This window comes from Blautia sp. CAG:257 (assembly GCF_000433815.1).
Lineage (GTDB): Bacteria > Bacillota > Clostridia > Lachnospirales > Lachnospiraceae > Blautia_A > Blautia_A caecimuris.
In genome coordinates this window covers 24785-46277 of the sequence record NZ_HF999108.1, presented here as the reverse complement: position 1 = coordinate 46277, position 21493 = coordinate 24785, and the positions used below count along the sequence as shown (strand labels likewise).

The 21493-nt window shown below is 45.9% G+C and carries 19 protein-coding genes, 2 tRNA genes and 1 other RNA gene; all 22 read right to left on the bottom strand.

Annotated features, from left to right (window positions below):
* Positions 1 to 100: 100 nt before the first annotated feature.
* Positions 101 to 451: RNase P RNA component class A (gene rnpB, locus QVP40_RS12095), an RNA gene on the bottom strand.
* Positions 452 to 499: 48 nt separating this feature from the next.
* On the bottom strand, positions 500 to 2167 hold the full coding sequence (locus tag QVP40_RS12090) for a nucleoside kinase (protein ID WP_022068650.1): 1668 nt from the start codon (positions 2165 to 2167) through the stop codon (positions 500 to 502).
* 60 nt (positions 2168 to 2227) lie between these two features.
* Positions 2228 to 3010: a Nif3-like dinuclear metal center hexameric protein gene (locus QVP40_RS12085; RefSeq protein WP_022068649.1), complete on the bottom strand. Its 783-nt coding sequence runs from the start codon at positions 3008 to 3010 to the stop codon at positions 2228 to 2230.
* Complete coding sequence (locus tag QVP40_RS12080; protein ID WP_022068648.1) at positions 3000 to 3698, bottom strand: tRNA (adenine(22)-N(1))-methyltransferase; 699 nt, start codon at positions 3696 to 3698, stop codon at positions 3000 to 3002. Before QVP40_RS12080 ends, QVP40_RS12085 begins: the two co-directional genes overlap by 11 nt.
* Positions 3699 to 3708: 10 nt before the next feature.
* Positions 3709 to 4833 (bottom strand): RNA polymerase sigma factor RpoD, encoded by a 1125-nt coding sequence (gene rpoD, locus QVP40_RS12075; protein ID WP_022068647.1) that lies wholly within the window; start codon positions 4831 to 4833, stop codon positions 3709 to 3711.
* 39 nt (positions 4834 to 4872) lie between these two features.
* Positions 4873 to 6669 carry a DNA primase gene (gene dnaG, locus QVP40_RS12070; RefSeq protein WP_022068646.1) on the bottom strand — a complete coding sequence of 599 codons (1797 nt, stop codon included), beginning with the start codon at positions 6667 to 6669 and terminating at the stop codon, positions 4873 to 4875.
* Positions 6670 to 6688: 19 nt separating this feature from the next.
* Positions 6689 to 7696, bottom strand: coding sequence for a deoxyguanosinetriphosphate triphosphohydrolase (locus QVP40_RS12065; RefSeq protein WP_022068645.1), 1008 nt, complete (start codon positions 7694 to 7696; stop codon positions 6689 to 6691).
* A gap of 240 nt (positions 7697 to 7936) precedes the next feature.
* On the bottom strand, positions 7937 to 8443 hold the full coding sequence (locus QVP40_RS12060) for a Uma2 family endonuclease (RefSeq protein WP_022068644.1): 507 nt from the start codon (positions 8441 to 8443) through the stop codon (positions 7937 to 7939).
* A gap of 310 nt (positions 8444 to 8753) precedes the next feature.
* A tRNA-Leu gene (locus QVP40_RS12055) sits at positions 8754 to 8838 on the bottom strand.
* A 106-nt stretch (positions 8839 to 8944) separates the two neighbouring features.
* Positions 8945 to 9029 (bottom strand) — tRNA-Leu (locus QVP40_RS12050).
* Between the two features lie 136 nt (positions 9030 to 9165).
* Complete coding sequence (locus tag QVP40_RS12045; RefSeq protein ID WP_022068643.1) at positions 9166 to 10452, bottom strand: peptidoglycan-binding protein; 1287 nt, start codon at positions 10450 to 10452, stop codon at positions 9166 to 9168.
* 63 nt (positions 10453 to 10515) lie between these two features.
* Positions 10516 to 11868, bottom strand: a complete 1353-nt coding sequence (locus tag QVP40_RS12040; protein ID WP_022068642.1) for a phosphodiester glycosidase family protein — start codon at positions 11866 to 11868, stop codon at positions 10516 to 10518.
* A 56-nt stretch (positions 11869 to 11924) separates the two neighbouring features.
* Entirely contained in the window at positions 11925 to 13211 is a 1287-nt protein-coding gene (gene rseP, locus QVP40_RS12035) for an RIP metalloprotease RseP (RefSeq protein ID WP_022068641.1), read from the bottom strand.
* A gap of 1 nt (position 13212) precedes the next feature.
* On the bottom strand, positions 13213 to 14355 hold the full coding sequence (locus QVP40_RS12030) for a 1-deoxy-D-xylulose-5-phosphate reductoisomerase (RefSeq protein ID WP_022068640.1): 1143 nt from the start codon (positions 14353 to 14355) through the stop codon (positions 13213 to 13215).
* 34 nt (positions 14356 to 14389) lie between these two features.
* Positions 14390 to 15184, bottom strand: coding sequence for a phosphatidate cytidylyltransferase (locus tag QVP40_RS12025; RefSeq protein ID WP_022068639.1), 795 nt, complete (start codon positions 15182 to 15184; stop codon positions 14390 to 14392).
* Between the two features lie 3 nt (positions 15185 to 15187).
* Complete coding sequence (locus QVP40_RS12020) at positions 15188 to 15895, bottom strand: isoprenyl transferase (protein WP_022068638.1); 708 nt, start codon at positions 15893 to 15895, stop codon at positions 15188 to 15190.
* Between the two features lie 79 nt (positions 15896 to 15974).
* Positions 15975 to 16526 carry a ribosome recycling factor gene (frr, locus tag QVP40_RS12015; RefSeq protein ID WP_022068637.1) on the bottom strand — a complete coding sequence of 184 codons (552 nt, stop codon included), beginning with the start codon at positions 16524 to 16526 and terminating at the stop codon, positions 15975 to 15977.
* Between the two features lie 56 nt (positions 16527 to 16582).
* A complete protein-coding gene (gene pyrH / locus QVP40_RS12010; protein WP_022068636.1) occupies positions 16583 to 17278 on the bottom strand; it encodes a UMP kinase in 696 nt (231 codons plus the stop codon).
* A 39-nt stretch (positions 17279 to 17317) separates the two neighbouring features.
* Positions 17318 to 18253, bottom strand: a complete 936-nt coding sequence (locus tag QVP40_RS12005) for a hypothetical protein (RefSeq protein ID WP_022068635.1) — start codon at positions 18251 to 18253, stop codon at positions 17318 to 17320.
* Positions 18254 to 18497: 244 nt separating this feature from the next.
* Entirely contained in the window at positions 18498 to 18968 is a 471-nt protein-coding gene (smpB, locus tag QVP40_RS12000; protein ID WP_022068633.1) for an SsrA-binding protein SmpB, read from the bottom strand.
* Positions 18969 to 18971: 3 nt separating this feature from the next.
* Entirely contained in the window at positions 18972 to 21002 is a 2031-nt protein-coding gene (gene rnr, locus QVP40_RS11995) for a ribonuclease R (RefSeq protein WP_022068632.1), read from the bottom strand.
* Between the two features lie 118 nt (positions 21003 to 21120).
* Positions 21121 to 21357 carry a preprotein translocase subunit SecG gene (gene secG, locus QVP40_RS11990; protein WP_022068631.1) on the bottom strand — a complete coding sequence of 79 codons (237 nt, stop codon included), beginning with the start codon at positions 21355 to 21357 and terminating at the stop codon, positions 21121 to 21123.
* Positions 21358 to 21493: the final 136 nt, after the last annotated feature.

Here is a 21493-nt window from a genome sequence, read left to right as displayed (position 1 = left end):
GGCAAAACAAGAGACAGATGAAGATCAGCCTGCTGCAGGCCTCTGATCAAACATCTGTCTCTTTTTATTTCCATCCATATTTTTATTTTATCGTAATATATGCACAAGCAGACCGATAAGCCGGGTTATGTCGTTGAGTGATCATCTGTCTAGGCCGGCCGTTACCGGACGGCTCAAGCGACCCACCTGAAAGCACGACGGGCAGCCGTATCGCTTTCTTCTCGGTCTTGCTTCAAATGGAGTTTACATGTGCCCGTTCTGTTACCACAACGGCGGTAGTCTCTTACACTGCCTTTCCACCCTTACCTTCATAGAGAAGGCGGTTTATTTCTGTTGCACTGGTCTGGGAGTCACCTCCACCGGACGTTATCCGGCATCCTGCCCTGTGAAGCCCGGACTTTCCTCGTCTGCACCCTTTCGTCTGTACAGCCGCGATCACCTGGCCTGCTTGCGCAAAAGCTATTTTAACACGGTTTACTCAAGATGTAAAGAAAGATTTCTATACATCAAAACAGCTTCCTCCTACAAATTCTCTTAAAATGGAATTATGGGGAACCGCCTCGCTTGGAACTGCTACAAAATAGTCCAGGAACTTCAGGAGACGTTTTGCCTCCACATATTCCGGCTCCTTCTGATCAATTCCAAACAGGAGAGGTTCTGCATAAAGCTTCAGACATGCCAGCTCATATACCAGAGCTGAATTAAACATTACATCCGCCTGTTCCTGGAACGGAAAAATATTCGCCTCCTCACCTCTGCGCACAGAAGGCCAGCGGGCAATGGTTTCCTTTGCGGAGATTCCTCTTGTCCGGGCGTCCCTGACGATCCTGCGGATCAGTCGTCCGTCTGTGGTAGGGATCCGGTTATGCTCGTCAATATTCAGCTGCGTCAAAGCGCTGATGTAGATTTTAAACTTGTTTTCCATCGGAAGCCCATAGCTTAATCTGTCGTTCAGCCCGTGGATACCCTCGATCACAAGCACGTCTTCCTTCCCCAGCTGAAGAAAATCTCCTCTGTATTCCCTCATGCCGGTTTTGAAATTGTATACCGGAAGCTCCACTCTCTCGCCGCTTAAAAGCGCCAGCATGTCTTTATTAAACTGTTCTACGTCAATGGCTTCCAGACATTCGTAGTTCTTTTCTCCAAACTCATCCAGAGGGGTGTTCTCTCTGTTCACAAAATAATTATCCACGGCAATGGGATGAGGCCGCATGCCATGGGCTCTCAGCTGAATACTCAGTCTGTGAGAAAACGTTGTTTTTCCTGAAGAAGAAGGACCGGCGATCATTACGAATTTTTTATTGCCGGCTTCTGCGATCCTTTCTGCGATCCCGGAAATCTTTGCCTCCTGAAGAGCCTCCTGAACCAGAAGGATATTCTGGATCCCCTCGCCTGTGATCCTGTCATTCAGATCTCCCACACAGGAAATATCCAGTTTTTCCACCCACTCCTGAGATTCTTTCTGAACCTGAAAGATTTTTTCCTCAGGCGCAAAAGGCGGGATCTCATCCGGTCTGTTCCTTTCCGGAAGTTCCAGTACAAAGCCTTCGTCATAAGGCTTCAGATCAAAGTATCTGAGATAACCGGTATGGCTTGCCATATATCCGTAAAAGTAATCCTCATAATTCCCAATACTGTAAAGGTTTACCCTGGATACTCTCCGATAGCGAAAAAGCTGCTCTTTGTCATACATCCCGTGTTTATGGAAAAGCTCAACCGCTTCATGGGTACTGACAGAACGCTTTTGGATGGGAAGGTTTGCCTCTGCAAGCTCATGCATCCTGGCCTTTACCCGGTCCAGAAACTCCTGATCAGGGGCTGAACTTTGCTTTATGGTAAAATAATATCCGGAGCCTACCGAATAATGGATCACCACATTGTCTGCGCCATCCTTGCCCGCAACATCATAAATAGCTTTTAAAAGAAGCATGCACACACTTCTTTTATAGGTCTCATGTCCAATACTGTCCTTTGTTGTCACAAGCTCCAACCTGCAGTCCTTCTTCAGCTTCTTGTGCAGTTCTTCCAGCTTCCCGTTGACTGTCACAAGGATCACCGGAGCATCCCAGAGTTCCCGGAAGTCTTTTACAATCTCTCCATACGCAGTTCCCTGTGGATACTCTTTTACTGTCCCGCCGATTTCGACCTTTCGCATATTCTGTTCCATAAAGCCTCACGCCTCCTGTCCTTCGCTCTCTGCAGCCTTTCAGGCTCTGTGAATTTTAGGTTATAATAAAGTATATGGGCTTACTATACGGGCGCATGAAACCTTCAGCTCCGGAAATTGTGATGAAAGCTTCCTGCTTACTGCTTCCATAAAAATATATTCTGTTCCGTAATGTCCGGCATCGATCACTGCCAGCCCCTGCGCTGTGGCGTCAATGCCTGTATGGTGATCAATGTCACCTGTAATATAGACCTGGACGCCCTTTTTCAGCGCATCCGGAATCATGCTTTTTCCGCTGCCCGTACATACCGCAGCTGTTTCTACTATCTGTTCCGGCTCACCATAAAGCCTTACGTCATTCAGGGACAGCGCCTCCTTTACATAAAGAGCACATTCTTTAAGGCTCATTGGTTCAGGAAGCTTTCCCACGCGTCCGAACCCCTGCGGCCCCTGCTCTGTTTCTGCTGTCACAGAAAGAACCTGACGTTCTTTCAGTTTCAGATAATCCGCGCTGAGTTCTGCCATTCCCATTACATCATAATTGGTGTGCATGGCAAAATACGAAATATTATGGCGGATCAGTGACAGCACCTTTCTGCCTGTAAAATCGTGATTATTGATCTTTTTCATGCCACGGAAAATCATTGGATGATGAGTAATGATCATATCCGCCTGCGCTTTCACAGCTTCCTCCAGCACAGCCTCCGTAAGATCCAGAGCAAGAAACACATGATGTACCTCCTGCCCGTCATCTCCTACCAGAAGTCCTACATTGTCCCAGTCTTCTGCCATGTTTCCGGGATATTCTCCCTCCAGCCAGTCTGTCAGTTCTCTAACCTTCATATCGTTTTAAAGCGGTAAGGATCTTCCGCTTTTCCTCCTCTACTTCCTGTCTGCGCTGTCCTGCCGAAGCTCCCGGAGCATCCTTCAGACGCTCAAGGATCTCCTTTCGGATCCTGAGTTCCCGTTCCAGATACTGTCTCAGAACCGAATGACATTTTTCCAGAAGAAACTTTCCGAATTCCAGCTCTTCTTCTGTCCACTCTCTGTCTGCTTTTCCGGGAACAGCCTTCATCAACGGATAAAATTTTCCCTCTTCAAGAACCATTTCTTCATTTACAATATGGTATCCGTTTTCAAAAAGAAATTTCCTTACATGAGGAATGTCTGACTGGGGCTGAAGGATCAGCTCCCGGAAGCCCTTTCGGGTTTCCTCTCCCTCTGTCAGGATTTTTTCCATCAGAGGGCCTCCCATTCCGGCAATCACAAGAGTGTCCCCTTCTTCTTTGCCAATCTCCTTCAGACCGTCAGAAAGTCTTGTTTCTATGTAGTTATCCAGTCCGTACTGATGAATGTGCTCCCTGGCTCTGGACAAAGGTCCTTTCCCCACATCTGCAGCGATCGCCCGGGGAATCTTTTTTTCAAGTATCAGGTATACCGGCAGATATCCATGATCGCATCCCACATCTACCAGCCGGTTTCCTTCTGTCACCATCTCTGCAATGGCAGACAGTCTCAATGATAACTGCATGTCCTGCTCCTTAATCCAGATAATCCTTCAGCTTGCGGCTGCGGCTTGGATGGCGGAGCTTGCGCAGCGCCTTTGCCTCAATCTGGCGGATACGCTCTCTGGTAACATTAAATTCTTTTCCCACCTCTTCCAGAGTGCGGGCGCGTCCGTCATCAAGACCGAATCTGAGACGAAGAACCTTCTGCTCTCTTTCTGTCAGGGTTCCAAGAACTTCGATCAGCTGCTCCTTTAAAAGAGTAAAGGCTGCAGCATCTGCCGGAACCGGGACATTATCATCCTGGATAAAGTCGCCAAGATGGCTGTCCTCTTCCTCACCGATCGGTGTTTCCAGAGAAACCGGCTCCTGGGAGATCTTCAGGATCTCGCGTACACGGTCCACAGACATATCCATTTCTTCTGCGATCTCCTCCGGACTTGGTTCGCGTCCAAGCTCCTGAAGCAGCTGACGGGAAACGCGGATAAGCTTATTGATGGTCTCTACCATATGAACCGGAATACGAATGGTTCTGGCCTGGTCTGCAATGGCTCTTGTGATAGCCTGGCGGATCCACCAGGTAGCATAAGTACTGAATTTATATCCTTTACGGTAATCAAACTTTTCTACCGCCTTGATAAGACCCAGGTTTCCTTCCTGAATAAGATCAAGGAAAAGCATTCCTCTTCCCACATAGCGCTTTGCAATGCTGACAACAAGACGAAGGTTTGCTTCTGCAAGACGTTTCTTTGCGTTTTCATCGCCTTTTTCCATTCGCTGCGCAAGCTCGATCTCCTCGTCCGCAGTCAGAAGACTGACCTTACCGATCTCCTTCAGATACATGCGGACAGGATCCTCTATGCTGACGCCTTCCGGAACAGAAAGATCGATCTTGTCAAGCTCCACCTCTTCCTCGTCGTCCAGCTTGTCAATGTCCATGTCATCATCCAGGATCAGTTCCTCGTCATTTCCTGTAATGCGGAGCACATCTACCCCACTTGCTTCAAGAAAGTCAAACACCTTTTCCATCTGGTCCACTTCCAGATTCTGATCCTTAAAAAAGTCATTGATCTCCTGATATTCCAGCACATTTTTTTTCTTTTTGGCAAGCTCCAGAAGTTCTACCAGTTTCTCACTGAATTTACCCATATTCATTTCCATAGGTGCTTAATCCCTCCATATAGTGTTTATATTTTATCCTTATTCAAAAGAAATATGCAGTTCCCGGCGTTTTCTGCCAAGATCCTCCAGTTCTTTTTTTGCTTTTACAAGCTTCTGCAGACCCTGAAGATCGGACGGATCCCAGTTTCTGTTCTTTTCCGCAAGACTTTCCTGCTTGATTCGGAGAAGCGTGTCCGCAAATGCCTGATCCTGTTCCTGCTGCGTTTCCAGATGAATCGTGGCGTTAAATAAAGAAGCCACCTCTCTCTGTTCCTCGCTGTCCGGGAAGCTGTTCAGAAGTCTTGCAGGATTTATTTCGCCCTCTTCTCTCTGCTGAAACAGCATCTGAGCCACCTCCCGGTAAAGGGGAACAACAAAATCCTCCGGAGTCAGATATTGGGCTACCTTGTCAAATATCTTCGGATAAGTGACAAGCCAGGTAAGCATAAGCTTCTGGGAAGTGTCTGACGCCGACTCCTTTTTCTTTTTTTCCGGTGAACCGGATTTCGGCTGAGTCCGATGCTCTGCAGGAGTCCCCTTTAAAGCCAGTGTATTCACACGCTTTCTCAGATCCTCACTGCTGATTCCATAACGTCCTCTGTATATTTTAACGACAGCGTCGATGTAAAGATTTCGTTCCAGCTCATCCTTCAGTTCCAGAAGCATCTGTGCACACCGCTCAAAAAACTGATTCTGACCCTGAGGATCATTCATGGAAAATTCGTTTTCCGCCACCTCAACCCGGAACAGAAAGCTGTCCCTTGCCTCTTCAAGTCGCTGTTCAAAAGCCTCCGGTCCCATATTCCGGATAAATTCATCCGGGTCCTTATAGGGCTTCAGACTGACAACTCTGGAATTTACTCCTGCCTCCCGAAGGATCGGAATTCCCCTGAGCGCCGCCCGGATTCCCGCTTCATCACTGTCATATAAAAGCAGCACTTCCTGAGTATAGCGCTTCAGAAGACTTGCATGTCCTGAAGTAAGCGCTGTTCCCAGAGATGCCACCGCATTGGTAAAGCCAGCCTGGTGCATGGAGATCACATCCATATAGCCCTCGCAGAGGATCAGATATTTTTTCCTTGTGGTCCGGGCAATGTTCAGTCCGTAAAGATTCCTGCTTTTATCAAAAATCTTTGTTTCCGGAGAGTTGAGATATTTGGGCTTCGCATCTCCCATAACACGTCCGCCAAAGCCAATGACCCTGTTATTTACATCCATGATCGGAAAGATCACCCGGTTCCAGAATTTATCATACATTCCGTGCCGCTCGTCCACATTAAAAAGCCCAGACTCTCTCAGCCGGTCATCCGGATAGCCTTTGGCTTTCAGATAACGGTACAGGCCTCCGCCTATCCGGTCCGAATATCCCAGTCCAAACTTTCTCATAGTCTCCTCGCTGAGTCCCCGGTTTTTCAGATAATCAAGGCCTGTCTGACCTTTTTCTGTGCGAAGCTGATAATAAAAATACTGCGCCGCCTGTTTATTGATCTCCAGAAGCTCTGCTTTTTCCTGAGCCTTCTGTCTCACCTCTCTGGAGTATTCGATCTTCGGAAGCTCCACCCCCGCCCTGTCTGCCAGATGCTTCAGCGCCTCTCCAAAGGTATAATTCTCATACTCCATAATAAAATTAAATACATTTCCTCCTGCTCCGCAGCCAAAGCAGTAATACATCTGCTTGCCTGGCGTTACGGAAAACGAGGGGGTTTTTTCGTTATGAAAAGGGCACAGGCCAAAATAGGAATTTCCCTTTTTTGTAAGTCTTACATATTGGGATACTACGTCTACAATATCATTTTTGCTTCGTACTTCTTCAATGATATCGTCTGAATAGCGCATAGACATCCTCCTCTGTTATTTAATAGCTGTCCCATGACTGAGGTATGTAAATTTCCCGGAACTTTGCCATAGAATACTGGTCTGTCATTCCGGAGAGATAATCACAGACCGCTCTGTCTGTGGACTCTCCTTTTAAAAGCAGCTCCCGGTACTCTCTGGACATTGCCTCCGGATGCTCTATATAATACCGATACAGCTCCTTCAGCATATTGATCGCCTTTTTTTCCTCGCGCTTAGCCTCCCGGTGATCATAAACGCTCCGGAACATCAGCTCCCTGAGATCCATAAAGGCTTCCTGTATCTCCTCTGACATCTGGATCCGGTCTCTGTCCATACTGTTTTCTATAATGTCATGTACAAAGGTATTCAGCCGCTCTCTTGTGGTATAACCCAGAAGCATTCTCATGGTTACAGGGATATCATCCTCTGTAATAATTCCTGCTCTCTGCGCGTCGTCCATGTCATGATGCAGATAGGCGATCTTATCAGAAAACCTTACCACCTGACCTTCCAGAGTAGAAGGATTTCCGCTGGTACGGTGATTCAGGATGCCGTCAATGACCTCCCAGGTCAGGTTCAGCCCTTCGCCGTCCTTCTCCAGAACCTGCACCACCCGTGCGCTCTGCTTATAGTGGGCAAAGCCGCCCGGACTGATCTCATTCAGAGCCTTTTCTCCGGCGTGACCAAAAGGTGTATGTCCCAGATCATGGCCCAGCGCAATGGCCTCCACCAGATCCTCATTCAGTCTGAGAGCCTTGGCAATGGTACGGGCAATCTGAGAAACCTCCAGTGTATGAGTGAGACGGTTTCTGTAATGATCTCCCTGAGGCGCCAGAAAAACCTGAGTCTTATCCTTCAGCCTGCGAAAAGCCTTGCTGTGAAGAATCCTGTCTCTGTCCCGCTGAAATACCGTGCGCACATCACATTCCTCTTCCTCCCTCTCCCGCCCCCTGGACCGGACACTGAAGGAAGCATGGGGACTTAAAAGCTCCAGTTCCCTTTTTTCCATGCTTTCTCTTATATTCATAGGCAATTCCTCCACAGAATGACAAAATACCTCTTATTAATTATATTCTACACAAAGCTTCAAATTCCTCTTTTTTTCAAAAAAATAAGCATATGGATTTTTCCCGACACGGGTTTATTAAACAGGCAAGACTATATAAACTCTCAGACTTATTAAAAAGATCTTGTCAGTATGCAAAAAGAACAGGCCTCATCCTGTTCTTTAAAGATTATTTTTTATACTTTGGATTTCACTTTTAAATTAGAACTCCGGTATATCAAACAGCTCATCAAAAGTAATCTGAAGGTTCGGAAACATAACAATTCCCAGTTCTTCTGCATTTTCTCTTGTAACTGTTTTATACAAATATGGATATACCATGTCATTTTCATCAAAGTCAAACAAATAAATTTCCACTTGCTTTTTACGCCAGTCTACGATCCAGTATTCTCCTATCCCTGCCTTGGCATATATCTGCATTTTTTCTCCACGGTCATATTTTTCTGTGGAATCCGATAACACTTCCATAACAAAACGTGGTATCCCTGTAAATGAAATGTTCTTTCTGTCTCTCATATTACAGATTATAGACACATCCGGAACAATAACCTTGTAGTCGTTTTCACGCCATTCATATTGAACGGTATCTCCAAACACACGACATAAACTGTCTTTTATCTGCGATCCGACTTTTATGACAAAGTTGTGAATCACAATAGAATGTTCCAGGTATGTTTTACTGAAACTCTCTACTGGTAAAATGTCCATGCAGTTCACCTCCGAATCTGATATGGTAAAATTATAGCATAATTCAAACTATATGCCTAGTACCTGCCAACGGAATCACCCCCTTAAACTTCCAGAAGTTTAGTGGGATAACAAATTTACTTCGTGGTTAACAGAAATATTCTGAAAGGTTACGCCAGTACAAGTATGAGTCGGATCAATCCACTATGCGGAAATTTAGCTGTTGCGTGTTCTTCGTAAACTCTCAGACTTATTAAAAAGATCTTGTCAGTATGCAAAAAACTCTTAACATCACATCAATCTCTGTGATATCAAGAGTTCTAAATCAGAATGCGGAAGATGGGACTTGAACCCACACAAGCGCAATGCTTACAAGATCCTTAGTCTTGCTCGTCTGCCAGTTCCGACACTTCCGCATATCGCATTTCTTCGGGATTATTTTGTTTCTCCCTCGCGACAGATTTTAGTATATCAGTCATCAACAAATTTGTCAATAACTTTTTTCACAGTTTTTACTGTGAATGCGGAAGATGGGACTTGAACCCACACAAGCGCAATGCTTACAAGATCCTTAGTCTTGCTCGTCTGCCAGTTCCGACACTTCCGCATATCGCATTTCTTTGGGATTATTTTGTTTCTCCCTCGCGACGAATTGTAGTATATCAAAACCAGCAGACAAAGTCAATACCTTTTTTATATTTTTTTATTTTTCGCAAATGTTTTGCTTTTTCACAATATTTATCTCAGTTCAGCTCCGCGATCCGGCTGACCGCCACATAGATCTCCTGTATTTTATACCAGGTGGGATAATCGGTGATCCCTGTCTCAGGCAAACCAAATACCCCCTGAAAACGCCGTACTGCATCTGCTGTCCTCTGTCCGTAAATACCGTCTGCATTCACAGAGGGAACCGCCGGATAGGATTGGGAAATTGTGTTGATCTGCTCCTGAAGCTGCCGAACCTTTGCCCCGGTAGCCCCAATATCCAGATCATATCCGGGCCAGGAAGCCGGAACTCCGGAAACTTCTTCTGCCACATTAATATACATATCATCCCCGTAAAAATACCGAAGGATCTCTATGGGAGAATAGCCCTGATCTCCAAGGGTCTTGCTGCCCCACTGGGTCATCCAGCCTCTGTCCCTGCACTGTACACGCTGTCCGTCACAGTACTGAGTAAGAATCGGCTGACGCACATCCGGACGGGACAGATAATTTTCAAACAGCTCATCTACGATTCTGGAAATGCTGTCAAACACATTTCTTCCGTAAATCCATTTATGATCATAGGCGGTTGACGAGGTAATGGTAAAATCATAGCCTTTATTCCGGTACCATTCTGTATACACCCTGTTCAAAGTAAACGACATAATAGCCAGAACATTGGCCCGTATGGTATCGTCCGGCCAGGTGGCATAAATTTCACTGCTTGCCACATTTTTTATATAATCTTTATAACGCACATAATAATTTCCTGCCGACTGATCTCCTACCGGACCGTTATGGACAATTACATATTCCGGAATCACAACCTTGCTTAAAACGATCTCTCCCGTTTCATTGACAGGTTTGATCTCCGCTTCCGGATTTTTGGGCGGATATTCCGCAAACAGCGTATGGGGGCCGATCACGATCCTGTCAAAGCTTTGCCGTGACTGAAATCTCAGTCTGACAGGCTGCTGGGCAAGAACATCCGGCAGAACTTCTGTTCCGGCGATCTCTTCTCTCTCAAATCCTTCTGCCTGTATCTGAATGGTATATTCGGCATAAGGCTGTTCTTCTGAAGGCTCCATACTGTATTCCAGAGGAGGGGACTTAAGCTCCAGAACCGGCGTCTGACCTGAAGAATCTGTTTTTACCTCCTCCACGGTACGGTCCGGTTCTCCTGTATAGGAAATCCTTACCACCGCATCCTCTACCGGTCTTGTTCCGTCTTCTGTAAGAACCGTTACCTGCAGACCGCCTCTGGAAGTGTCTTCCTGCTGCATTCTCAGTCCGCTGCGTTTTCTGTGGGAATATAACTGATTCATTCAGCTCTCCAAACAACAGTTTTACAGCATTTTATGCTTTTCATTCTTTATTTATACACAGACTTATTTCAGACTGCTCTCTCCGCTGGAAGGCCGGATCATTGCCTCGTCCTCATGGATTACAATCTCTTCCCCCTCTGCTCCGTTACCCACATCAATAAAATACAGAATGTCACCACAGGGACGTTCCTTTCCTCCATCTGTAAGCATGTTCAGAACTCTTCCTTTAAATACAAGGGTGGTGGAGCCTCCCCCGTCAAGATGATAGGCATACTCACACCCCAGATCCAGAAATACCTGCTGAAGCTCCTGATAGGTCATACCCTCGGACCCTCCTGCGCCTTTTCCGTCAACTGCCACAAGATAGTATTCTCCCGGATGTACCATTCCCACTGCGGTTCTCTGATACCGGGCAGTCTGCGTAAACTGACCGGATATTTCTGATGCTTTTCCATTTTCTACCAGAGTGGGACCAAAACAGTAGGTATCCTTTACACCCCGGTTCAGCATATCCTCAGCCGTCATTCCTGCTGCTGCAGTAAACATACCGCCATCCTGGGTCACACAGAAAATGTTCCCGTTGGAGTACACATCATTATAGATCTTTCCGTTTTTGATCATGGTTTTTCCAGGAGCAGGTATCCCTGTTCCATAAGAAAACCCGCTTCCATTTACACCGATCACTCCATTATGAGCCGCAAGCTCCTCTGAAACCGGTTTACGTGGATTTCCATAGGTTCCTCCGCAAAGAGCCGAGCACAGCTGCCGGGGACTGAAGGTTTCCACATGACAGACCCAGTATTTTGTATAGCCGGTATCTTTTTCCTGCACAGATATTTTTAATGTTTCTGTCTCATAATGCAGATCGTCATTTATGTAATCCCATTCATCTGATATACGGTCTACGATTTTTTGAAATTCCTGACGTTTCCGGTCATAAGACAGAGGAAGCTTCCACATTTCTGTCTGTGCATCCTGAAAAATTTTACTGTTTTTTGACGTATTCATTGCAACAGAATCAGAATCCGGATCATACAGCTTTGCCAGCATTTCCCCCACATTCTTTACCCGGAGCTCTGCCTCTTCTCTCTGTTTTTTCTCTTCTTCTTTCTTTTTTCGTTCTTCCTCTGCCTTTTGTTCTTTCTCTCCTGCAGTTTCTGTATCCTGCGGATTCTGCAGGTTTTCTCTCTTTTCCTTTTTCCCGGATTTACTCTGCTCTTCCGGATAGGGGCCGGCCTTTTCCGGTGCTCCTGACTCCAGATATCCGCTCTCTGCTTTCAGCATTTCCGTTTCCTCTTTCTGAAGCTTTTTCTCCCCTGCCTGCTGTGTAAAAAAGCAGGCAGCTCCAATGCCTCCCGCAGACACCAGAGCTGCTATCAGAAGGACAAACACACCCTTTCCATATCTTTTTTTCAATCTGCTCCTCCATGAAATAAAAAGCACAAAAGCCGGATTCCCCGGCTTTTATACGATCAGAATATTTTAAGAATATCGTTATACATAACAACAACCATCAGCGCCATCAAAAGCATCAGGCCCGCAAAATGAACCATACCTTCCACTTCACGGTTAATGGGCTTTTTGCGCACTGCCTCTATAAAAAGAAATACAAGACGCCCTCCATCCAGAGCAGGAAGGGGCAGAAGATTCATAACGCCAAGGTTTGCTGAAAGAAGCACGGCCATATTCAGCATATTCATCCAAAGCATCAGAGTTCCCGCACTTTTACTTTCTTCATAGGTAGTTCCAATGGCATCCACAACTCCCACAGGGCCGCTGAGATCCTTCACTCCAAGTCCTCCTGTCACCAGTTCTTTAAGACTCAGAAGCGTGGTGCGGATCATATATTTGATATCCAGAGCCGCATACTTCAGAACCTGGAATCCTTCTGCCCTAGTATATCCCATATTGTAGGAAAATCCGGGGATTGGGGTTCTGTATTCCTTTGGAGTAATCTCTGCGGAATATTCCAGTCCGTCACGTTCATAAGTAATCTCAACCTCTTTGTCAGAAAGGGGATGCTCTGCAATATAGTTTTCGTACGCTTTTCCGTCAGGAATCCTGGTTCCGTCAATGGAAGTGATCACATCCCCCTCCTGAAGTCCCGCAGCCTCCAGAGGCATTCCCTCGATCAGAGAAAGAACCTCCATGGAATCTGTATCAGAACGATTGAAGCCCAGAAGATAGCGAACCGACACATCCGGGGTATAGGTAAATGTTTTTTCTTCCCCGTTACGGCGCACCTTCATGGTAACCGGCTCTTCCTGAAGTTCATTCAGATAAGAATACACATACAGATCACGGGCAACATCTATCGTATAGCCGTCAAACTCTGTAACAACATCTCCTTTCCGAAGCCCGGCTTCTGCCGCAGGAGAGCCCTTTTCCACTTCCATGATCTCTGCCGGATCATATCCCACAAAGCCGGTAATGATCACAGATAAAAGAAATGCCAGAATAAAGTTAAATATCGGGCCTGCCGCTACAACAGAAATCCTTCCCCACACCGGGGCAGCATTAAAAGTTCCGGGAAGTTCCTCTTCCCCTGTATCCTCTCCCAGCATGGCGCAGGAACCGCCAATAGGAAAAAGCTTAATGGAATACCGCGTCTCTCCCTTTTGAGTACTGAAAAGCCGTGGCCCCATGCCAAGGGAAAACTCAGTGACCACAATTCCGTTTTTCTTTGCCAGAAGGAAATGTCCCAGCTCATGTATGATAATAATCACGCTGAATATAATAACAGCAATCAGAATCTTCAATTTACCACCTGCTTTCAATCCACTGATACGTCTCGTTTTCTACTGCCAGGATTTCATCCAGATCAGGAGACTCTGTTTTTTTATGCCTTTCCATAGACTGCCCGATAATATCATAAATATCCAGAAAACGGATTTCCTCATGAAGGAATTTTTTTACTGCAAGCTCGTTTGCCGCATTAAAAACAGTTGGCATGGAACCGCCCTCCCGGGCTGCCTGAACCGCCATTGGAAGTCCCAGGAAGGTCTCCATATCAGGCTCTTCAAAGGTAATCTGTCCAAGCTTCGCAAAATCAAGTCTCTCTCCGTCCAGATATCTTCTTTCCGGATAATAAAGAGCATACTGAATGGGCAGACGCATATCCGGTGTTCCCAGCTGCGCCATAATACCTCCGTCCTTAAATTCCACCATGGAATGAATGACACTCTGAGGCTGTACCACTACCTGGATCTGATCAAGCTCCACATCAAAAAGCCATTTTGCTTCCATCACTTCCAGTCCCTTGTTCACAAGAGTTGCAGAATCTACTGTGATCTTCTGCCCCATTACCCAGTTAGGATGCTTTAAAGTATCTGCCAGAGTCACCTGTTCCAGATCTTTTCTTTTTCTGCCGCGGAAAGGACCGCCGGACGCTGTGATCAGAAGCTTATGTATTTCTTCCCGCCGTTCTCCGTTCAGGCACTGGAACACTGCGCTGTGTTCACTGTCAACAGGAAGGATCCTGACACCGTATTTTTCCGCCATAGGCATGATCAGATGGCCTGCCGTAACAAGAGTCTCCTTATTGGCAAGCGCAATATCCTTGCCTGCCCGGATCGCCTCAATGGTAGGGCGGATGCCCAGCATTCCCACGATAGCAGTTACCAGGATTTCTGTTTCTTCCATAGAAGCCAGTTCCAGAAGTCCTTCCATTCCTGAAACAACTTTTACATCTGTATCCTGAAGCTTTACCCTCAGTTCCCTGGCCGCGTCTTCCTCCCACACGGCAACAAGCCTGGGACAAAATTCTCTTGCCTGCTCCTCCAGCTTTTTTATGTTTCTTCCGGCGCTGATTCCCAGAACCTGAATATCTCCATTGGCACGGACAACCTCCAGTGTCTGTGTTCCGATAGAGCCTGTAGAACCTAAAATTGCAATTTTTTTCATATTGACTCCTTATAGGGTATTTTGTAATCTGTTTTTATATACCCAGAATAAATTTTGCCATGTAATAGATAACAGGAGCAGTAAAGATCACACTGTCAAAACGGTCAAGAATACCTCCATGTCCCGGAATCAGCTTTCCATAATCTTTAATTCCTCTGTTTCTTTTAATGGCAGATGCAGCCAGATCGCCCACCATGGAAATCAGGGCGCCCACTGCGCAGATCACTGCATATTCCACTACCGGGGCATGGATGATGGCCGCGTAGGCAGCTCCCAGGCCGGCAGCTCCTGCAACTCCTCCTACTGCTCCCTCAATGGACTTTTTAGGGCTCAGTACAGGCGCCATTTTATGCTTTCCGATCAGCACTCCTACGCAGTATGCGCAGGTATCGCAGCCCCAGGAGCAGAAAAAGATTAGCCATACAAGAAGATGACCATTTTCCAGATTTCTTGTCAGGAGAATAAAGGACAGCATCACTGCCACATAGACCAGCCCGAAAAATGCGGACATTACCTGCTCTGCCTGATATTTGGGATATGTAAATACATAGACGAACATCAGAAGCACAAGAGAAAGAATCACTGCCATCATTCCATATTTTTCAAATCCCAGAAAAACTGTGCCATAATAAAGAACTGCCCCCAGATAACCGGCCAGTTCCAGAAGGTCCATTCCGCTTTTATGCACGCCCATGGCGTTGTACAGCTCTCTCATGCCGATCAGAGAAACACACAGCAGCGTCAGAAGCAGAACATATCCTCCGCTCATGATGGTCAGAAGAGCGATTGCCACCAGAACAATGCCGCTTAAAAGTCTTGTTTTAAACATTGTCTATTCCTCCTTCACTCCGCCGTATCTCCGGTCGCGCTCATTGTATTTTTCTATGGCCTTTATCAGCTCCGGCTTATGAAAATCCGGCCATGCCACATCTGTAAAATAAAATTCTGTATATGCAAGCTGCCACAGAAGATAATTGGAAAGTCTCTGCTCCCCGCTTGTACGAATCAGAAAATCCGGGTCAGGAATACCTGCCGTATCCAGATATCCTTCAAAAACTTCTTCCGTGATCTCCCCAGGACTGACCTTTCCGTCCACTGCATCCTGCGCAAGCTTCCTGATGCCTCTGACGATCTCGTCACGTCCGCCGTAGTTCAATGCAATCTGAAAAAACAGTTCATCATAATCCTTTGAAAATTCTTCAAGCTCTCTGACCTTCTGCTGGATATCTTCATCAAAAGCAGAAATATCTCCCAGAACGCGCACACGCATTTTATTTTTTCTGGAAATCTTGATGCATTTTTTCAGATAATTACGAAACAGGTTCATCAGTGAATCCACTTCTTCTTTGGAACGCTTCCAGTTTTCTGTTGAAAACGCATACACTGTCAGATACCTGACTCCAAGCTCCTTCATGTCATCACAGATCGTTTCCAGATTTGCACATCCTTTTACGTGGCCATAGCTTCTGGGCATTCCCTTTGCCTTTGCCCAGCGCCCGTTGCCATCCAGAATGATCGCTATATGATTCGGTACTCTCATTGCTGCTCCTCCCGGTAATTTTTATGTTATGGCAAAAGGAGAGCCATTTTTTCAGCTCTCCTTTCTCTTTCCCGCTGAATTATACAGTCAGGATCTCTTTTGCTTTTTTATCTACTGCTGCCTCGATATCTTTGATATACTTATCTGTCAGCTTCTGAACTTCATCTTCCAGATCCTTTACTTCATCCTCAGACACATCCTGCTTGGTAAGCTTCTTAAATGCGTCGTTGGCGTCACGGCGGACATTGCGGACAGCAACCTTGGCTGCTTCTCCCTTTTTCTTAACATCCTTTACCAGTTCCTTACGGCGCTCCTCTGTAAGCTCCGGAAGAACAAGGCGGATGATCTTTCCGTCATTGTTTGGATTCAGTCCCAGATCAGATGTCAGAATTGCTTTTTCGATCTCCTTAATAAGGCTTGACTCCCATGGCTGGATCTGGATCATGCGTGCTTCAGGCACAGTAACATTTGCCACCTGCTGTAAAGGTGTAGGGCTTCCGTAATAATCTACGGTGATCTTGTCAAGGATATGCGGATTTGCACGTCCTGCACGGATTGTAGAAAGCTCTGCCTCAAATCCGTTTAAAGTTTTTGTCATTTTGCTGTCATACTTCTGAACTCTTTCATCCATTTGTCTAATCTCCCTCTCCTTGTTTTTTGCAGCTTTGCTGCATCATATACGGCAGCTTAAACCGTTACTTTTGTACCGGAAAACTTACCGTGAACAGCATTGACAATGCTGTTCTCTTCCTCAAGACCAAACACCAGCATAGGCATTTTCTGCTCAAGACACATAATAGACGCTGTAAGATCCATTGCAGCCAGTTTCTTGTCTACAACCTCTTCAATGGAAATCTCATCGTATTTTACTGCCTCCGGATTTACCTTTGGATCGCTGTCATAAATTCCGTCTACAGCTTTTGCAAGAAGAATGGCTTCTGCCTCGATCTCTACTGCACGAAGTACAGTGGCTGTATCTGTGGAGAAATACGGATGTCCGGTTCCGCCTGCAAAGAACAGGATCTTGCTGGCCTTAAACGCTTCCTCCACTGCATCCTTGGAGTACAGTTTCGTAAATGCTCCGCATACAAACGGAGTAAAAATTTCTGTTTCAAGTCCCAGATATCTGCAGATATCAGAAACATAAATACAGTTCATCACTGTGGCAAGCATACCGATCTGATCTGCTTTATTACGGTTGATGGTCTCGCTTGTACGTCCTCTCCAGAAATTTCCGCCTCCGATCACGATTCCCACCTGAGTTCCCTCTTCTGCAATGGTACGGATCTGCCGGGACACAGCAATGACTGTTTCCTCGTCAAAACCGGTCTTTTTTGCTCCTGCCAGAGCTTCTCCGCTTAATTTCAGTAAAATACGCTTCATAATCTTATCCTCTCCTGTTTCTTTTCGTACAAAAGACTTTTACCAGATACCGGTAACAATCTCATTGCCGTCCTCATCTACCGTAGTTGATACCGTAAAGTTTGAATAATAGTGGTAACCGGTTTTTCCTGTGTCCGGCTCATCCTCATATTCATCATACTGGGGAGAACCGATGGCTGCGATCAGATCATCCATGGATTGTCCGATATATCCGGTTGCCTTGTCAATGGTATCGTCAGTAGGCTGGGTGTCATCCGGATCATAATCCGGGTCATCCGGTGTATCAGTAGGCTCCGGCGCAGATGTGGGCTCCGGTGCGTCAGTAGGCTCCGGCGCAGATGTGGGCTCCGGATTCTCTGTATCGTCATCCTCCTCATCCTCTGTCAGTCCCAGGCGCTCCTTTACATCCTTAAGAGTGGAAATTTCTTTTTTGCCTGTAGCGGTCATATAAGTAGCATAAGGAATGCTGTCCTCACCGGTTCCGCTCATGCGAAGAGTGATCTGCTTCATGGATGCAAGGGGAAGATCCCGGAAAAAGCACTCATTCTTATCCTCGTCTGTATAGGTGATCCGGATATCATAGGTGATTCCCGCGGAGGACGGTTTCTTATAATAATATACTGCCTGCTCTCCGTTTTTCAGAGTAAACATTCCGTCTACCAGATCATCGCCCCACTCATCATCGTCTGTTTCTTCCTCATCCTGCGGATGCTGACGAATATAAATAGCGCCTATCTCGGAGCCTGTCCTGTTGATGATCGCGACTTTAGATGCTGTGGCGCTTTTTTCTCCGATCACATTTTTTTCATCGGATACTTCCATATCTACAAGATCTGCAGCCTCTGTCACCTGCGGCGTAACTGTCGGAGTTGCCTGAACCTGCTGTTCGGCCGGTTTATCCTTCTCTTTTCCACAGCCGGCCGCTGCAACTGCAAGTACCAGCAATCCGGCTATTGCAAGATATCTTTTTTTCATATTATAAACCTCCCATTCGTATTAATGGAAATCTCTGAACATAGTTTCATTACTATAATTATACTTAGTATCTTTTTCTTGTCAACTAAATGTCAGGTAAATTCACACAATTTTAAGACTTTCGATTCTGTTCAGTTTCACTTCATTCGCAGAAACAGTTTCCGGTTCTGTAAGCAAAACAGCCAGCCCCATGTCCGTCCTGATCTTGTACCTGTCTGACAACAGCACTTCTTTATATAATATATCAGTAAAGATTTTTTACCTTAAAATCCCGTTCCGCTTCACGCCTCTGGTCTTTTTTTGCAATATCCTGACGCTTGTCATAAAGCTTTTTGCCCCGGGCAAGACCGATTTCCACCTTGACAAGGCTGTCCTTAAAATACACCTTAAGGGGAACCAGCGTCAGGCCCTTTTCCTTTAATTTACCTTCCAGCTTATTGATCTCATATCTGTGAAGCAGAAGCTTTCTTACACGAAGAGGATCCTTGTTAAAAATATTTCCTTTTTCGTAGGGACTGATGTGCATGCCGTAAATATAGACCTCGCCCTTTTCAATTCTGACAAAAGCCTCTTTTATGCTGCATTTGCCCATACGGAGAGATTTCACCTCAGTTCCTGCCAGCGAAATCCCTGTCTCAAAGGTATCCTCTATAAAATAATCGTGAAAAGTCTTTTTATTATTTGCAATCAGTCTGATTCCCTGTTTCTTCGCCATAGCTTATTCCTCCTGCTCTTCCGCGATCGTAAAATCCACAGACCTTTTTACCGCATCCGCATCTGCCACACGGACGCGGATTTTCTGTCCCAGATGATATACTTTTTTCGTCAGTTCGCCTCTCAGTTCATGAGTCTCCTGATCAAAGGTATAATAATCATCCTTCAAGGCAGTAATATGAACCAGTCCTTCTACTGTATTGCCAAGTTCCACATACAGGCCATATCCGGTCACCCCGGAAATGATCCCGTCAAATTCCTCTCCCAGATGATAGGACATATATTCTGCCTTTTTCATTTTGTCAGATTCCCGTTCCGCTTCCTGGGCTCTTCTCTCGCACACACTTGACTGACGGGCCACCTCTTCCAGAATCTCCCGATAATGCTCTGTCTTTCCTTCCCGGGTCAGCCTTCCTCTGAGATTATCTCTGATGATCCGATGTATCTGAAGATCCGGATACCGTCTGATAGGAGAAGTAAAATGACAGTAATATCTGGCCGCCAGACCAAAATGTCCGCTGCATTCCGTGGTATATTTTGCCTGCTTCATGGTGCGAAGTGTAAGCCGGCTGATCATTGTCTCATTCGGAAGATCCTGAATGCTTTCCAGAATTTCCTGAATCTCTTTGGGCGTGATCTCCTGTCCGGATTTCCGCACGTCGATCCCCTGATTGTGAAGAAGCATCAGAAGCTCCTCCACCTTGTCCGGATCCGGATTTTCATGGGTTCTGTAAACAAAAGGATATTCGCCCTTACAGTATTCTCTGGCCACTGTTTCATTTGCCAGAAGCATAAAGTCTTCAATTATCTCTGTCGCCACACTGGTTTCATAGGGTTTTACATCAATGGCGCGGCCTGCCCCGTTGAGAATGATCTTGCTCTCCGGAAAATCAAAATCAATGGAGCCTCTGTTATGGCGGCATCCTCTGAGGATTCCGGACAGCTCTTTCATCAGGAAAAACATGGGAACAAATTCCTGATATTCTCTGCTGGTCTCTGTTTCTCCGTCTTCCAGAATACACCGCACCTGTTCATAGCTCATACGGCGGTCTACACGTATGACGCTTTCTGTAATTTTATGGGATACTACGGTTCCGTTTTCATCAATATCCATCAGACAGCTGAGAACCAGACGCTCCACACCCTGATTAAGCGAACAGATTCCGTTGCTCAGACGCTCCGGAAGCATGGGGATCACCCGGTCTGCCAGATAAACGCTGGTTCCTCTTTTCAGGGCTTCTCTGTCAATTGCGCTTCCGCCCTGAACATAATTGCTTACATCTGCAATGTGCACACCCAGATGATAAAGATTCCCCTCCTTTGTAAGAGAAACTGCATCATCCAGATCCTTTGCATCCTCGCCGTCAATGGTAACTGTCATAAGTCCGGTAAGGTCATCTCTTCCGTCCCAGTCCGCTTCCAGAACATGATCCGGCACTCTCATTGCCTGATTCATTACACGGACCGGAAATTCAGAAGGGATGCCATAGCTTTTTACAACAGCCAGAATATCCGCTCCCGGAGCATGGATATTTCCCAGGGATTCTGTGATCTTTCCCTCAGGCTTACGCTTCTCAGAGCCATAATCAAGGATCTGGGCAACTACCTTTTCTCCATCTCTGATACCATGAGAATTTTTCGGAGAAATATAAACGTCCCGGGATATTTTCTGGTTATCACAGAGCACAAAGCCATAATCTCCTTCTCGCTGAAAAGTTCCCACAACCTCTGTGGTACCTCTTTCCAGAATTTTTATAACCGTTCCCTCTCTGCGCTTTCCGGGCTTCTGTTCTTTTTTCAGCAGAACCTGTACCTTATCCTGATGAAGCGCTGTATTTACAGCATCTGCAGGAATAAAAATATCCTCTTCATCCTCTCCTGTTTCCACAAATCCAAAGCCCCTGGCATTTCCGATAAAAACGCCCTCTGCCAGAAGGCCCTGTTTTTTCAGACTCTTTATATTTTTTTTCTTAAATGATGCGCGATTTTCTTTTGGGAATCTTTTTTTCTTTTCCCATATTTTTTTTCTGCTCACTTGAACTCCTTTTCTGTAAACACAGACAGTCCTGTCAGAACTGCCGTTTCTGCGTACTCAGGCAAAAAAACACTCTTGCGAATTTACAAGAGTGTCTCCATTTTGCCTTCCATGATTCTTAGAAATTCATATTCAAAATGACAGCCAGAACAAAAAACAGGATTGCCATGACAGTAGTCGCCTTTACCAGACCACCCTCCATAGAACGTCCTTTGTTTCTTCCCCAGTAGGTATCCGCAACACCGGCAATAGAGCCAAGTCCCTGCTGCTTACCTTCCTGCATCAGTACAATGACTGTAAGACCTATGCAATCTAAGACAAAAATTACCGTAAGGATAATTCTTAAGATCTCCATTCAGGTTACACCTCCTAATCAACTGTTTTTCATTGTATCATATGGCTTTTGGGATTTCAACAGTTTTTCTCTAAAAACCTTGACAACAGAACTTCTTTCGGGGATGATATACAGGAATGGCTTATGCTGTTTTATG

Excerpts from the sequence above, each read along its gene's own strand:
- QVP40_RS12030 (WP_022068640.1), bottom strand. The coding sequence starts at position 14,355 with ATGAAAAAAATTGCAATTTTAGGTTCTACAGGCTCTATCGGAACACAG.
- QVP40_RS12060 (WP_022068644.1), bottom strand. The coding sequence starts at position 8,443 with ATGGACATTTTACCAGTAGAGAGTTTCAGTAAAACATACCTGGAACAT.
- dnaG (WP_022068646.1), bottom strand. The coding sequence starts at position 6,669 with ATGCGCTATTCAGACGATATCATTGAAGAAGTACGAAGCAAAAATGAT.
- frr (WP_022068637.1), bottom strand. The coding sequence starts at position 16,526 with ATGGATGAAAGAGTTCAGAAGTATGACAGCAAAATGACAAAAACTTTA.
- QVP40_RS12080 (WP_022068648.1), bottom strand. The coding sequence starts at position 3,698 with ATGCAGTTATCATTGAGACTGTCTGCCATTGCAGAGATGGTGACAGAA.
- QVP40_RS12090 (WP_022068650.1), bottom strand. The coding sequence starts at position 2,167 with ATGGAACAGAATATGCGAAAGGTCGAAATCGGCGGGACAGTAAAAGAG.
- QVP40_RS12085 (WP_022068649.1), bottom strand. The coding sequence starts at position 3,010 with ATGAAGGTTAGAGAACTGACAGACTGGCTGGAGGGAGAATATCCCGGA.
- QVP40_RS12045 (WP_022068643.1), bottom strand. The coding sequence starts at position 10,452 with ATGAATCAGTTATATTCCCACAGAAAACGCAGCGGACTGAGAATGCAG.
- rpoD (WP_022068647.1), bottom strand. The coding sequence starts at position 4,833 with ATGGAAATGAATATGGGTAAATTCAGTGAGAAACTGGTAGAACTTCTG.
- QVP40_RS12065 (WP_022068645.1), bottom strand. The coding sequence starts at position 7,696 with ATGAATATAAGAGAAAGCATGGAAAAAAGGGAACTGGAGCTTTTAAGT.
- secG (WP_022068631.1), bottom strand. The coding sequence starts at position 21,357 with ATGGAGATCTTAAGAATTATCCTTACGGTAATTTTTGTCTTAGATTGC.
- smpB (WP_022068633.1), bottom strand. The coding sequence starts at position 18,968 with ATGGCGAAGAAACAGGGAATCAGACTGATTGCAAATAATAAAAAGACT.
- QVP40_RS12020 (WP_022068638.1), bottom strand. The coding sequence starts at position 15,895 with ATGAGAGTACCGAATCATATAGCGATCATTCTGGATGGCAACGGGCGC.
- pyrH (WP_022068636.1), bottom strand. The coding sequence starts at position 17,278 with ATGAAGCGTATTTTACTGAAATTAAGCGGAGAAGCTCTGGCAGGAGCA.
- QVP40_RS12005 (WP_022068635.1), bottom strand. The coding sequence starts at position 18,253 with ATGAAAAAAAGATATCTTGCAATAGCCGGATTGCTGGTACTTGCAGTT.
- QVP40_RS12025 (WP_022068639.1), bottom strand. The coding sequence starts at position 15,184 with ATGTTTAAAACAAGACTTTTAAGCGGCATTGTTCTGGTGGCAATCGCT.